This is a genomic window from Actinoplanes missouriensis 431, assembly GCF_000284295.1.
Taxonomy (GTDB): Bacteria; Actinomycetota; Actinomycetes; order Mycobacteriales; family Micromonosporaceae; genus Actinoplanes; species Actinoplanes missouriensis.
The window spans coordinates 7,304,616-7,318,871 of sequence record NC_017093.1; the positions used below are offsets into that span (position 1 = coordinate 7,304,616).

Genomic DNA, 14,256 nt, shown 5'->3' on the forward strand with positions numbered 1-14,256 from the left:
GATCCGCATCGGCGCCTGTCGGTGCGAGGCTCGGGTCATGCCGGGCCACGCGCTGCACGCCGAGTTGGCCGCGATCCGTGCGCTCGTGTCGCACGGCCTCGCCGAGGTGACGAGCGCGAACGAGATCGGCCAGTTCTGGGTGCGGTCGGCCTGTGCCCGGCTCGCCGCGATCGACACGCTGCTGACCGAGGCGGCCGGCGCCGGCGCCGCCACCGGGGTGCGGGCCCTCTCGCTGGGCGCCGCGTCGATCGGCGCGGTGCTGCTCACCGCGAGCCTGGCCCGGGCGAGCGTCGCCGGGATGGTCGCCGCCGCCGCGCTGATCCTCGTCGCGCTGGCCGGCGTCACGCCGTGGGCCGCCCACCGGGCACGGATGGTGGCCGGCCGGCGGCGGCTGGCCCGGCTGCCCGCGCCGGCCGTCCCCTGGCACACCCCGGTGCGGCCGGGGCTGATCAGCGTGCCGGAGGAGTTGCAGCAGGCCCGGGTCCGGCTCGTCTCGGCGGTGCTGCGACACGTCGGCGCGGATCGCTGGACGGCGCCGGAGCTGCGGCTCGCGGCCCGGACCGATCCGGTGACCCGGCGGCTCGCCGGGGCGGACCTGCTGCTCTGCCAGGCGCTCGACTGCCTGGAGCGATACCTCTTCGACATCTCCGGCAAGTCCGATGTCTCGGGCAAGGAAGAGATGTCCCTCTCCGGCGACGCCACGCCGCTCGCCGGTCCGGTGGCGCCCGAGCTGGCCCGGATCCGGCGGGAGCTGTCCACGGTGATCCTCGATGCGCAGTGCCGGGACTGGGTCGCCGACCGTCCCGACCGGGTCGGGTTCGCCCGGCTCGGCCAGGCCGGCGAGGCGGTGAACCGTGCCGCCGGACGCTATCGGCGAACGACCCGGCCGGCCCCGCTCGCAGCCCTGCCCGGCTCGGGCCGGCTGTTGCGCGCCCGCCGGCGTGCCGACGGACCGGCGCGGATCGACGACCGGCAGCTCTACACCTCGCTCGGCCGGCGACTGGAAGCCTGCGCCGCAGCCGCCCGATCCGACCGCTCCCACCAGCGGCGGGCCGCCGCCACCGACCTGGAGTACGCGCTGGACTGGCTCGCCGCCGCCGAACGGGAACTGCCCCGCGGCCGCCGGTGACCGCCGTCACTGTCACACCTTCGCCCGCCGGCTCGTCCCTCTTCCGACCACCGTGCGGAAGCGACTGCTAGGGAGCAGCGATGAAGGTTGTAGTGGTAGGCGGGACCGGGCAGACCGGAAAACTGCTCGTCGAGGCCCTGCGCGCCCGAGGTCACGAGGCGGTGCCGGCATCGCCGTCGACCGGAGTCGACACCATCACCGGCGACGGACTGGCGGAGGCGCTCGACGGCGCGGACGTCGTGGTGGACGTGACAAACCCGGCCACCCAGGAGGAGACCGCGGCGACCGAGTTCTTCCGGGTGTCGTCGGAGAACCTGATCGCCGCGGAGAGCAAGGCCGGCGTACGGCACCACGTGGTGCTCTCGATCGTCGGGATGGAACGGGCCACCGACCTCGCCTACTACCGGGCGAAACTGGCTCAGGAGGCGGCGGTGAAGGCCGGCGGCGTGGACTGGACGATCGTCCGGGCCACCCAGTTCTTCGAATTCCTCGGCCCGATCCTCGGCGCGAACACGTCCGGCGACGAGATCCGGCTGGCACCGGTCAGGGTGCAGCCGATCGCGCTGGCCGACGTGGTGACGTTCCTGGCCGAGGCTGCCGAGACGGAACCGGTGAACGGCACGGTCGAGGTGGCCGGCCCGGAGGTGATCGCGCTCGACGAGATCGGCCGCCGGCTGGCCGCTCCCGGTCAGCGGGTCACCTCGGACGGCAAGCCGTTCTTCGGCGCCGACGTCCCGGTGGACGCGCTGGTGGCCGGCGCGGGCGCACGGCTCGGGACGACCACACTGGACGCCTGGCGCTGAACCGGCGAGGGGGGCGGCCTTCCAGCCACCCCCCGTTCGGTCCGTGCCACCGACAGCGCTCCACACCTCAAACCACAGCCCGACAGCACGGAGCCGGGCCCTGCGATCCCTGCGGTCAGATCCCGGCGGTCGCCAGGCTGCGGGTGATCACGTCGTGCCGCCAGCACACGGTCGCCGCGGCGACCTCGCGGGTGCGGCGGGGGCGGCGGGCGAACAGCACGCCGTTGACGACCAGGGAGCTGGTCAGGCCGACGAGCGCCGACGCCCAGACCGCCGGCTGGCCGGTGCCCAGGCCGTAGAGCAGCCACGACGCGCACGCCGCCGCCGCGAGCCGCCAGCGCAGCGGGGAGAGACCGGAGAGGTCCTGGGTGCGGTCACGCAGCAGGGACAGCGGCTGCGGGATCGCCGACACGAACGAGACGGCGGCCAGCACGGTGCCCAGGATCCCGGCCGCGACCGGGCCGCTGACCTGCGGGGACGCGGCCAGCGCGGCGATGCCGAGGATCGCCAGCAGCACACCGCCGGCCATCGCGCCGCTGGTGAGCAGCGCCCGGGGAGACCGCAGCCGCGGCTGGGTGATCAGCAGGGCGAGGAGGATCGCGAGGCCGGTCGAGGCGGCGACGACGTTCGTGACCACCTGGAACGGGTCACTGATCAGCAGACCGTACGTCACCCACCCGGCCGGCATCACGACACCCAGCATGCATGCGGTGGCCGACAGTCCGCTGGTGCGGCGGCGCACGCAGGAGCGGTAGACCTGGGGCCAGGCGATGGACATGGAGAGGGCCGCACCGAGGGTGCCGAAAACGTGGGTAAGCATGATCCGTTTCTGGGTCGGGGTCAGTCGCACCCGTCCGTTCGGCCTGCTCCCGGGGCCCCTGACCGCCCGCACCCGCACCGCACCCGGCGGCAACGGAGCCGCAACCGGTGAGGCGGGGTGACGGTTGCCCACTCGCGTTTGGCACAGTGGACAGATGCTGACCGACGTGGACCTGCCCGCGCCCGGACTGCTCTGGACCCGCTGGGCGACGCTCGGCGCCGCGCTCACCAGCATCGGCCGTGCCGCGGTGTGGTCGATCGACGACCGTGGCGCCACGCACGACGACGGCGACGGTGGCTGGGCCCGGTTCGCCCTGCTCGACGGCCGGCGAGCCGTTCTCTACGGCCACCACCGTGAGCACAGCGCCACCACGCACACCGATCCCCCGCTCGACCTGCTCACCGGCGCCCCGGATTGGCTGCCCTGGGCCGACTTGTCCCCGCTCGCCGAGAACGACCGGCTCGGCTTCGTGATCTGGCACGAGAGCGGCCGCTGGTCCCGGGTGCGGTACCGCGACGGCCTGCTCGACGGCATGACCGATCTGCTCGCACCGCTGCTCACCGCGGAGAAGACGATCACCGCGCTGAGCGCGATGATCCCCGGGGGCACGCGCGAGGCCGCGTCAATCCTGCTCACCGCCGGGGTACGGGCGGAGCTCACCACCGCGGACCTTGAGGCACTTCTCGGTGACGTGGCGGACGGGGAGGCAGCGCTCGGCGTCGCGGCTCGGGGCGGGTTGCTCCCCGGCACCCGCGCGCCCCGGATCGCGCCCGGCAAGCGCCCGCCGATGCGCCGCGTCCGCCGGCTCAGCCAGGGCGAACACGACCGGCTCGTCTGGGCCGCCATGCACGACGCCGCCGAGCTGCGCCGCCCCGCGCCGCCCGCCACCGGCGAACTGGACGCCCTGGTCTCCTGGCTGCAGGACCGCGCGCCGCACGGCGACGGCCGCTGCACCCTGCTCGCCTACGCGGACGCCACCAGCTTCAGCTCACAGCCCGGCGAGCGCCCGCCGGCAGACCGACCCGACGAGGAACGCTTCGCCGCGTTCCGGGCGCTCACCGAGCTGGTCCGGGCCCTGCGCCGGGCCGAGTCCGACCCCCGTTACGGCCGCTGGCTCTTCCTCCGGGTGGAGACCACCGCCACCGGGGTCACGATCGAGCGACGGTACGACTCCTGGCCGCCCTGGTGGCACGACGACGGCGTGTCCGGCCCGTGGCGCACCAACCTCCAGGAGGAGATGGACGCCCGCCTGCCGCCCTACCGCCCCTCCTGGGTGAGGCTGCTGGACCCGGAGGTCGCTTACCGCCCCACGTCGTAGCGAGTCGTCCTAGCGTGCCTTGCCGGCCCGCAACAGGTCGAGCGACTTGGCCAGCCGGCGCGCCCGCGTCTCCTCGGTCTTCGCCGAGGTGAGCTGCTCGGCGTGCCAGCGCTGGTTGCTGAACGACAGGCTGTCCCAGAAAGCTCTCACGTGCGGCTCCAGCACCAGAGCCGCCTCCAGGTCCGCCGGCACCTCGACGGTCCGGGGCGCGCTGTCCAGCTCCACCTCGACGTCGTAGGTCTGCCCGCCCTCGAGCCCGGCCGCGGCCCGCCGCTCCGAGCTGACCCCCAGCCAGTACTCACCGCCCATCCGAGCGATCGAGGAGCGGAACTCGAACCCGTTCACCCGCACGACCACCTTGGGCCGCCCGCCGCCACCGAGCCCGTCCACGACCTCGTCGGCCACCAGAAACCCGGTGGTGCTCCCACCGGTCCGCCGCAACTCCGCCCGGAACTCCATGCCCGCCACCCTAGGCCCGACCGGCCCCCGGCGGGCGGCCCTCGCTGTTCGTGTTCGCTCACCGCCCGTGGGACGCGATGCCGCGAAGCCAGGCGACCGCGCACGTGGAAACGCCCGTTCCCGTGAGTCCGCGCTGATCGCCAGCCGGCCTTGCCATTTCCAAGATCTGCGACGACGAGATCTGCGCACCCGGGGACCGCGGGACGCCGCACGGGCTTCGGCGGGAGTTCCGGATGCGGTCGATCGTGACCTCGGCGGGCGCGGTCAGGTGTTCGCCGTGAAGGCGGCGCGGGTGAGGAAGGTCAGCTGGGCTGTCTTGTGGCCCAGGTCGATCTCGGGGCCGAGGGTGAAACCCTCGCGCTGGAGGCGGGCGATCATCTTCTCGTTGCGGATGTCGGGCTCGGCGATGATGCGCCGGTGCGCCGGGTCGGTGAAGAGGTGGCGCAGCAGGGCCGGGAAGACGACGCTCGTCACGTGCGGCAGGTTCCGGTCGCCGGCGTCCAGCAGCAGGTGCAGGCCGAAGTCGCCGGGCTGGACCTGGTAGCACTCGCCGACCGGGTCGTGTTCCGGCTCGTATGTCTGGAAGATGCCGATCGGGCCGTCGTCCAGCAATAGCAGGTACGCGTGGTGGGTCGTCAGCCCGTCCACGAAGGCGTAGATCTCCTCGACGTCGGCGACCGTGTGCCCGCCCATGCCCCAGTACCGGTTGCGCGGCTTGGTCACCCAGCTGTGGATCAGCTCCGCGTGCGCGTGCGGGTCGAGCCGGACCATGATCAGTTCGCCCAGGCCGGGGAGCTTCTCGGAAAAGACGATCATGATTACTCCGGAAAGGTGAGATCGGGCATGAGACGGTCCCAGTCGGTGACCAGCGGAACCAGGTCGCCGGACGTCCAGAGCGGCAACTGATCCACGAAATGCGGCGACGCGGGATCGCCGGACGCCCCGAACGGCACCACCCACCGGCTGCGCTGCCGATCCGTGACGTCCCAGACATACCGGGCGACCGGCCCGCGCAGGCACCTGTCGCTCACCCCGGTGACGCTCGACGTGTTCAGCACGCAGTCCCGGGACCCGGAGAGCGGGACGTCCGGGAACGCCACCTCGTGCGTGGGCAGCTGGATCGGGTGGAGCAGGTGCCGCTCGCCCCACGGCGACGACTCGACCGAGGCCGGGTCGACCAGCGTGGCGGGGTCCAGGCCGAGACCGAGCAGCACCCCGTCGAGCGCGTGGCCGATCCGCCCGCGCGGGTCGGTCCAGGGCGCGAAGAGCGGGTCGTAACCGCAGTCGGTGAAGAGCGGCTTCAGCTCCGGGCGGTCCCACAGGGCGCGGGCCACGGCGGAGCGCCAGGCCTCGTGCCGGCCGGCCTCGGCGGAACCGGCGGGCATCGAGGTGTCCATCTGGATCCGCTCGTGCGGCACACCGGCGTCGAGCAGGGTGCGGATCCGCCGGGCCCTCGACGGCGGGGCGAAGTCGATGCCGTGCTCCGCGGTGTCCGGCCGCCGGTCGTTGGCGTTCACCGCGGTGTCCACGTCGAACCGCGCCATCGGCGCCCAGCCGGGTTGCCAGGAGTAGGCCGGGTCCCAGGCCGGGACCGGTATCCAGCGGTTCCGGTCGTCGCGCACCGGCACCCGGCCGGCGGCGAGTTGGACGACCCGGCCGGTGCGGTCGGTGATCAGGACGCTGTTGACCGGTTCGACCCAGTGGGACAGCGCGTCGGCCACCTGGTCCGCGGTGGTCGCCCGGAGCAGCGGCAGCAGGACGTCGAAGCCGAGATCGGAGCCGGCCCGAGCAGGCGTCCGCAGGCTGAGCGCGGGACCCGCGAGGCCGGGCCCCCCTGCGTCAACACCGGGGACACCGGCAGCCGCGGCGCCACCGGAGACGACGGAGTCACCGGAGACGACGGAGACACCGGCGCCCGCCGCGTCAGCGAAGGCGATCACCGGCCCGCGATCGGTCTCCGCGATGTCCACCACGACCGGGTCGGAACCCCGTACCGCAATGGTCTCCTGAAGGGTGACCACCGGCTCCCAGCCGGTCGCGCCGCGGGCCTCGAGCCCCGCCGGCGTCGCGCGCAGTTCCTCGATGAAGAGGTCCTGGTAGTCGGCCATCGCGTTGGTGATCGCCCAGGCCACCGGCCCGGCGTGACCGAAATGCTGCACGCCGGGGACGCCCGGGAAGGTCAGGCCCGCGACGTCGAACTCCGGGCAGGCCAGGCGGATCTGCTGGTAGACACCGGGAAGTTCGAGCAGCCGGTGCGGATCACCAGCGATCTCACCGGGGATCGCCCAGGCGTTGCTCCCCGAGCCGCCCGGCCCCTCGATCGCGAACCAGGGCAGAGCGGAGGTTCCGAGGGTACGTTCGACGTGCGCGCGCCACATCTTGTTGGGGAAGGTCCCGAACAGGATGTGATGCACCTGGAAGACGCCGAGCGACGACCACGGATGCCACTCGATCCCGCCGGCCCGCACCCCGTCGGCATAAGCGGACAGGAACGCTTTGGTCTCGCCGGAGAGCGTCGCGAAACACCGGCGAGCGGTGTCGTCGAGCCGCGCCCGGCGGGCGAAGACGTCCCATTCCAGCTCGTCGGGGCCGGCCAGGGACGCCAGCCGGCCCTCCGATCGGAGCCGCTCCACGCGCAGCTGGTCGCCCCGATCCTTCGCGGTCACCCGCCCCTGGAGGTGGGCCAGTTCGAGAACCGAGCCGGCCCGCAGGTGCGGGATCCCGTAGTCGTCGCGGTAGACAGTCATCCGGCGATCGGATTCTCCAGCTCACCCGCGTAGATCAGCGAGCTCTCCTGGTCGGCGAGGTCCACCATCTGCAGGGTGTTGCGCAGCTGGAGACGGTTCAGGCAGGAGTGCGCGAACGTCGGCCGCAGCAGGTCGAGCCGCCCCGCGATCGCCGGGTGGTCCTTCGCGTGCTCGCGGACGCAGTCGCCGGCGAGCGCCCAGAACTCGGCCCAGGAGAGCACGCCGTCGCTGTCCAGGATGCCGGCGAGGTGCCGCAGGAACCCGTCGAAGACGTCGGTGAAGAGCGCCAGCTCCTTCAGCTCGACCGAGGTGATCATGCGGATCCGCTCGACCTCGGGCGGCAGCGGCTGATCGTTCATCACCGCCACCTCCTCGCCGATGTCCTTCATGAACACCCGGGTCGGCACATGGTTCTCCAGCACCAGGATCAGGTTCTCGCCGTGCGGCATGAACGCCAGGTCGTGCTGGAGCAGGCAGTGCACGATCGGCCGCAGATAGGCGCGGAAGTACGTCGCCACCCACTGCGACGCGCTGATCCCGGACTCCCGGATCAACGCGGTGACCAGCGCGTTCCCGTCCCGATCGCGGTGCACCAGGCTGGCCATGGTGGCCAGGCGCTCGTTCGCGGCGAGTCGTGGCAGAGGGCTCTCCCGCCACAGCGCGGCGAGCATCTTCGTGTACGCGCTCGGCGTGCCCGTCCGGTGGTACGCGTCCCCGGTGTACCCGGCCGACGCCAGTTCCCGCAGCACCTCGAAACCGCAGGCGCGCAGCTCCTCGTCGCCGTGCACCAGGTCCGCGACCCACTGGTTGATCGGCGGCGTGACCTGCATGTACTTCGGCGAGAGCCCGCGCAGGAAGCCCATGTTCTGCACGGCGATCGCGGTCTTCACGTAGTGCCGGTCCGGCCGGTCGATGTTGAAGAACGTGCGGATCGACTGCTGTGCCCGGTAACGGTCGGCGCTCTCGTCGAGCGGGACCATCGCGCGGCGGGCCACCTCGGGGGCGAAGGTGATCGCCAGCTTGTGCTCCCACTGCCACGGGTGCACGGGCAGGTACCGGTAGTCGTCCGGGTTCAGCCCGCGGGAGCGCAGCTGACGCTCGTAGTGGTCGAGCTGGGCGGCGCCGAACTCGGCGAGGTAGTGCGAGCGTTCGTCCCCGTCGTACACGAAGATGCTCTCGCTCTTGAGGACCGCCACCCAGCGCAGGCGGACCGGGCGGCCGGCCTCGGGGGCGAACGCCTCGTGGTCCTTCAGGCCGAAACCGATCCGGCCGTTGTTCGCCACGAAGCCGGGGTGGCCCTCGGTCATCGCGGCCTCGATGGCCTGGAAGCCGGCGTGCACCAGCTCGTCGGCGGTCTCCCGCCGGTGGGTCAGCTTCCAGGCGGTGCCGGCGAGCGTCGCGGAGATCTCTTCGAGGTACGTGCCGAGCAGCTGCTCGGGGATGCCGAGGGTCTCCCGCAGGCCGGAGATGAAGTCGAGCGCGTCGAGCGGACCCTCGAGGGAGGCCGGGTCGACGATCCAGTGCTCCATCGGGAGGCGACGGGCCGTGAACTCGAGATCGCCGAATCGGTAACGGCCGTCCCCGACGGGCGACGGCGCGATCAGCCGCTCGTGGCTGAACTCGGCGAGCGCCTTCGCGATCAGCCGCCGGCTCGCGATCTCCATGGTCGCCGGGTTCAGGTGCGGGACGCTCATCTCGTACGCGGCACGGGTGCAGAAGCTCAGCCGGGCCACCTTGTCGTGCAGCGTGACGTGCCGCTCCTCGACGAACCCGACCTCGGCGTTCTTCTGTGCGATCGCCTCGTTGCGCACGTCCGGCTCGACCACGACCCGGCTGATCCGCGGGTCGGCGAAGCAGAAGTCCATCACCGCGCGCATCACCGCGGAGGTGAGACCGGACCGCTTGCGGGTCGGCGGTGACACCAGCACGTGCATGCCGATGTCACTGGGCCGCACCTCGTAGTGCTCGGCCAGCTCGCTGTGCGCCGGGTCGTAGGTCTCGGCGAGGAAGAGCGGGGCGCCGTCGTCGTCGCGTCCGAGCCACGCGTGGTGGTGCGGGTTGTCGGCGATCTTCTGGTACTCCGCGCGCACACGTTCCGGGGTGGCGCCCTGCAAACCCCAGAAGTGCGAGCGCGGGTGGGTCACCCACGCGTGCAGAAGGTCCAGGTCGCGGTCCAGATCAAGGGGTACGAGGTTCATGACGTCACCAGTTGGCGGGGGATGTCGGCGGTCGGGGCGCCGAACTGCTGGAAGGCGATCGACTGCTCGATCTTGTAGATCTCGCGACCGGTGATGCCCTTGAGGATCACCGAGTTGCGGTACGGGCCCATGCCGAGGTCGGGGGCGTTCACGCTGTGCGTGTGCTCCTCGGCGTTCTGCACGAACACCTCGTTGCCGGTGACGTCGACCGCGTAGTCGACCGCCACGTCGAAGCGGCCCTTGGCGTCCCAGCGGATCCGGTCGCGGACCGGATCCAGGAAGGACGGGACGCGGGGGGCGTACCCGGTGGCGAGCAGCAGGCCCTGTGTCGTCGCGGTGAACGAGCTGCCCTGCTCGGCGTGGTGCAGCGCCAGCGTGTAGCGCTGCTCCACGGCGTCCCAGATCACGCCCTCCAGGGCGGTGTTGGTGATCAGGGTGGTCGGCACCGGCCCGTTCAGGCTCTTCGCATAGAGCGTGTCGTAGATGGCGTCGACCAGGTCCGCGCTGATGCCCTTGTAGAGGTTGCGCTGCTCCCGGCCGAGCCGGTCACGCGTCTCCAGCGGCAGCGCCTGGTGGTAGCGGATGTACTCCGGCGAGGTCATCTCCAGGGTCAGCTTCGTGTACTCCATCGGGAAGTACCGGGGCGACCGGGTGATCCAGCTGAGGTGGTAGCCATACGTCTCGATCTCGGTGAGCAGGTCGAGGTAGATCTCGGCGGCGCTCTGCCCGCTGCCGATCACCGTGATCGAGTCGAGGGACTGCAGTTTCGCCTTGTTCGGCAGGTAGTCGGCGCTGTGCACGTACGGGCCCTGGTCGACCACGGCCGGGACGCGCGGGGCGGTGCCGATGCCGAGCACCAGCTTGCGGGTCCGGAACGTCTCCCCGGTCGCGGTGTGCACGAGGTACGCCTCGCCGTCGTGGGTGACCGTGTCGACGCGGGTGTCCCAGTGGATCGACGGCAGCTGCTTCGCCACCCACTTGCAGTACTCGTTGTACTCCGCGCGCAGCGGGAACCAGTTCTCCCGGATGTAGAACGGGTAGAGCCGGCCCACCTGCTTGAGGTAGTTCAGGAAGGAGAACCGCGAGGTCGGATCGGCCATCGTGACCAGGTCCGCCATGAACGGCACCTGGATCGTGACACCGTCCAGCATCAGCCCGGGGTGCCAGTCGAACTCGGACCGCTGCTCGAGGAAGACGCCGTCCACGTCGGGCAGGTCGGCGGTCAGCGCGGCGAGGCCGAGGTTGAACGGCCCGACGCCGATCGCCACGAAGTCATGGGTACGCATCAGGCCATCACCGCCGCGGTAGTCGTCTCGCCGGTCATCGGTTCTCTCGGGTTTTCTCCCGGCAAGCTCAGCCGGACCCCGATCCCGCGGATCAGGTCCAGCACGTCCTTCAGGTTGCCCATCGTCGTGTTCGGGTTGAGCAGGGTGAACTTGAGCCAGTAGTGGCCGCCCACGGTGGTCCCGGCGACGATCGCCTGACCGTCCCGGAACAGCTCCTGCCGCAGCCGCGGCATCAGCTCGTCGCACGCCTCGACGCTCATCGGGCCCGGGCGGTACCGGAAGAGGATCGTGCTGAGCGTCGGCTCGGTCAGCACCTCGAAGTCGGGGTCGGTCCGCAGGTGCTCCCAGGCCTGGTGGGCCCGGTCGACCACGGTGTCGAACATGTCGCCGATCTGCTCGGAGCCCATCGTGCGCAGGGTCATCCAGAGCTTGAGCGCGTCGAACCGGCGGGTGGTCTGCAGGCTCTTGTCGACCTGGTTCGGCACCGTCGCGGTGCGTGGGTTCAGGTAGTCGGCGTGCACCGCGATCCGGCGCATCGTCTCGCCCCGGCGCACCACGATCGCGCTGGAGCTGACCGGCTGGAAGAAGCTCTTGTGGAAGTCGACGGTCACCGAGTCCGCCTGCTCGATGCCGTCGAGAAGGTGCCGGCGGCGGGTGGAGACCAGAAGACCGCATCCGTACGCGGCGTCGACGTGGAACCAGATGGCCTGCTCGGCGCAGATCCCGGCGATCACGGCGACCGGATCGATCCGGCCCAGGTCGGTCGTGCCGGCGGTGGCGACCACGGCCATCGGGATCGAGCCGTCACGGCGTACCCCGTCGATGGCCGCCGCCAGCGCGCCCGGCTCCATCCGCCCGTCGCCGTCGGTCGCGACAGCGACCACGGCGTCCGCGGCCAGGCCGAGGATGCCGGCCGACTTGACCACGCTGAAGTGACTCTCCGCGGTCGCGAAGATCCGCAGGCGGGACAGCACGGCGTCCCGCGGCTCGCCGAGGCCGGCCAGCGTCTCCTCGCGGGCGAGCAGCAGCGCCTGCAGGTTCGACTGGGTGCCACCGCTGGTGAAGATGCCGTCAGCGCCGGGACCGAACCCGATGCGCCCCGCGGTCCAGTCGATCAACCGGCGCTCGATCAGGGTGCCGGTCGCGCTCTGGTCCCAGGTGTCCACCGAGGAGTTGACGGCGGAGATCAGCACCTCGGCGCTGAGAGCGGGGATGGCTACCGGGCAGTTCAGGTGCGCCACGTACGTCGGCTCGTGGAACCAGATGGCGTTGTCCAGATAGAGCCGGGCGACCTCGTGCAACGCGGCGCCGGTGTCACCGAGCGGTCGATCCAGGTCGACCGCGTCGACCTGAGCCTGAAGATCGGTGACCGATGCACCGGAGTACGGCTGCCGCACTGCCTTCACCCGGTCCGCCAGCAACGCCGAGGCGTGCCAGACACCCGACGTGTAACTGTCGAGCGTGGACCCGGAGAACAGATGCGGGGACGCGAACCCCTCCAACGTGGCCTCCACTAATAAGGTAAACCTTACCTAACTGAGGGGAGGCTAACCGGCCGGACTCGCGTTGGAAACTTGATCGGGTCGCGTCGGGGGGCGACGGCCGGGATCCGCGCGTCCGGAACAGGCCGCGACCAGCGGATCGATCCCGGCGAGACGGTTCCGTGAGTGACGGGTGATTCATCCCATAATGCGGGTGTGGAGCCCACCGTGTAAGACAGTGGGCTCCATCGATAGCCGTCGGATCAGAACGCGGTGAGGGTGATCCCGGCCGCTCGCGGATCGCCGTCGTGCACCAGCGACTCCTGGTTCTGCACATCGTCGAAGGCGAACGCGTACGCCTTGCCGTCGACCATGTTCGCGTGGATCTCCCGGGCGTAGACGTTGGCGGGTTCGCCCTGGTAGAAGTCGGTGGCGGTACCGCTCGGCTGGGTGTCGAGGCGACCCAGGGTGGTGCGCTGGAGAGCCGCGCACAGGGTCCGGGCGATCGGGCCGACCACGGCGTCGTTCGGCGCCGCGAGAGCCCCGTCGCAACCCCAGACGTTCGCGGTCGAGGGCTTGGTGAACGACGCGACGGTCCTCCCCGCCGTGTCGGTGAAGCTCAGGACGTCACCGCTGGTCCGTCCCCGGTACTTCACGGCCGGCTGATCGGTGAACGGCGCCACGGTGAGCGTCCGGTCGCGATAGGCGGACCACGCGCTCGTGATGTACGAGTCGAGATACGACGGGCTCATCAGTCCGGCGTCGGCCGCCTTGCCCGGCGCCAGCACGCGCAGCACCGTGCCGCCGGACCCCTTCACCACGCTCCTGGCGAAGGCCGGATCCGCCGCGATCGCGTCGATCACCTTCTGCCGGCCGCCCGGCTTCAGCTCGCCGGTCGCCCTCGTCCGGCTCCCGTTGCTGACGCTCACCACGTGGGGGACCGCGAACATGTCGACCTGCGAGCTGTTCAGCCAGAGACCGGAGTCGTTCAGGGTGAACTCGCTCCAGTCGAAGAGGACGTCGCGGTTCGGGTCGCCGCCCGCCCACGGCGCCGGCTGCACCAGGCCGTCGCCGGAGAGGCGGAAGTCGAGCTTGCGGCCGAAGCTGAAGTAGATCCGGCCGGACAGGTTCTCCGGGATTCCGATCGTGGTGGAGGCGTTGTTCCGCGGGCCGGGGATGGCGACGTCGGGGGCCGGGACAGGCACGGCGGCGCCGCCGGTCCATGCGGTGAACGTGCCGGACTTGTCGGCGTATCCGAGCTTGCCGGTCGTCAGGTCGGTGCCGAGGACGTAGAGGTGGACGGCCTCGGGGCGGCCGCTGTCGTTGGTGACGGTCAGCGGGAGGCGCCCTTCCCCCTTTTCCGGACTGGTCGGGTTCGCACCGCCGGGCGCGGCCGCTACCGGCGCCGTCGCCTCGGGCGACCTGCCGCAGGGCGCGCCGTTCAGCATGCAGTTCATCGGCTGCCCGCCGCTGCCGACGAACCCGAACGTCACCGTCCCGCCGACCGGAATCGCGCCGTTCCACGCCCGGTTCGTGAAGGTCCGATGACTTCCGGAAGCGGTCATCTCCGCATCCCAGAAACTGCCGATCGCCGACCCGGCCGGCAGATCGAATTCCACCCTCCACGATGTCATCGTGGAGGCGCCGGTATTGCTGATCGTCACCTCGTCCTGCCAGCCGCTCCCCCAGTCGGAGACCGTGCGGAGGCTCGCCGTCGGCGCGGCGGCCGAGGCCGGCAGGGCGATCCAGGCGGTCGCCAGCGCAATCGTGGTGGCCGCAGCGGCCAGAATGAGACTTCGCGTCCGGGGCTTTCTTTTCCGGGGCATGGGGGTGCCACCCTTCGAAGGCGGAACGATCGGGGACGATCGCCATTATTCAAAGGGCGGCACCGGAAAAGCGCGCTGTTTAAGGTCGCTTTAATGTCGGATCGGGCGGACGTTTTTCGACGGCGCCCGATAACAGTTTTCCGGAATGTGGCCCGGCCGGGCCACGCGGTGGGAAGAGGAGATCAACGA

11 protein-coding genes are annotated in these 14,256 nt (G+C 71.1%); 3 read left to right on the forward strand and 8 right to left on the reverse strand.

Going from position 1 to position 14,256, the window contains the following annotated elements; all coding sequences use genetic code 11:
• Positions 1-37 precede the first annotated feature (37 nt).
• Both AMIS_RS33230 and AMIS_RS33235 read left to right on the forward strand, forming a co-directional pair.
• A complete protein-coding gene (locus tag AMIS_RS33230; RefSeq protein ID WP_014446848.1) occupies positions 38-1,129 on the forward strand; it encodes a hypothetical protein in 1,092 nt (363 codons plus the stop codon).
• An 80-nt stretch (positions 1,130-1,209) separates the two neighbouring features.
• Entirely contained in the window at positions 1,210-1,932 is a 723-nt protein-coding gene (locus AMIS_RS33235) for an SDR family oxidoreductase (protein WP_014446849.1), read from the forward strand.
• Between the two features lie 115 nt (positions 1,933-2,047).
• Here the strand turns inward: AMIS_RS33235 and AMIS_RS33240 are convergent, their stop codons facing one another.
• On the reverse strand, positions 2,048-2,752 hold the full coding sequence (locus AMIS_RS33240) for a SemiSWEET transporter (protein ID WP_014446850.1): 705 nt from the start codon (positions 2,750-2,752) through the stop codon (positions 2,048-2,050).
• A 154-nt stretch (positions 2,753-2,906) separates the two neighbouring features.
• Between AMIS_RS33240 and AMIS_RS33245 the strand changes: the two genes are divergently transcribed.
• Complete coding sequence (locus AMIS_RS33245) at positions 2,907-4,070, forward strand: hypothetical protein (RefSeq protein ID WP_014446851.1); 1,164 nt, start codon at positions 2,907-2,909, stop codon at positions 4,068-4,070.
• A 9-nt stretch (positions 4,071-4,079) separates the two neighbouring features.
• Here the strand turns inward: AMIS_RS33245 and AMIS_RS33250 are convergent, their stop codons facing one another.
• From AMIS_RS33250 to AMIS_RS33280, 7 genes are all read right to left on the reverse strand, one after another.
• Positions 4,080-4,529, reverse strand: coding sequence for a YdeI/OmpD-associated family protein (locus tag AMIS_RS33250; protein WP_014446852.1), 450 nt, complete (start codon positions 4,527-4,529; stop codon positions 4,080-4,082).
• Between the two features lie 264 nt (positions 4,530-4,793).
• Positions 4,794-5,342: a GNAT family N-acetyltransferase gene (locus AMIS_RS33255; protein ID WP_041831536.1), complete on the reverse strand. Its 549-nt coding sequence runs from the start codon at positions 5,340-5,342 to the stop codon at positions 4,794-4,796.
• Between the two features lie 5 nt (positions 5,343-5,347).
• Entirely contained in the window at positions 5,348-7,276 is a 1,929-nt protein-coding gene (locus AMIS_RS33260; RefSeq protein WP_014446854.1) for a penicillin acylase family protein, read from the reverse strand.
• Complete coding sequence (locus tag AMIS_RS33265) at positions 7,273-9,474, reverse strand: GNAT family N-acetyltransferase (protein WP_014446855.1); 2,202 nt, start codon at positions 9,472-9,474, stop codon at positions 7,273-7,275. The genes AMIS_RS33260 and AMIS_RS33265 overlap by 4 nt, the downstream gene beginning before the upstream one ends.
• On the reverse strand, positions 9,471-10,760 hold the full coding sequence (locus AMIS_RS33270) for a lysine N(6)-hydroxylase/L-ornithine N(5)-oxygenase family protein (protein ID WP_014446856.1): 1,290 nt from the start codon (positions 10,758-10,760) through the stop codon (positions 9,471-9,473). Before AMIS_RS33270 ends, AMIS_RS33265 begins: the two co-directional genes overlap by 4 nt.
• On the reverse strand, positions 10,760-12,274 hold the full coding sequence (locus AMIS_RS33275) for a pyridoxal phosphate-dependent decarboxylase family protein (protein WP_014446857.1): 1,515 nt from the start codon (positions 12,272-12,274) through the stop codon (positions 10,760-10,762). Before AMIS_RS33275 ends, AMIS_RS33270 begins: the two co-directional genes overlap by 1 nt.
• A 230-nt stretch (positions 12,275-12,504) precedes the next feature.
• Positions 12,505-14,067: a beta-1,3-glucanase family protein gene (locus tag AMIS_RS33280; protein ID WP_014446858.1), complete on the reverse strand. Its 1,563-nt coding sequence runs from the start codon at positions 14,065-14,067 to the stop codon at positions 12,505-12,507.
• Between the last annotated feature and the right edge of the window lie 189 nt (positions 14,068-14,256).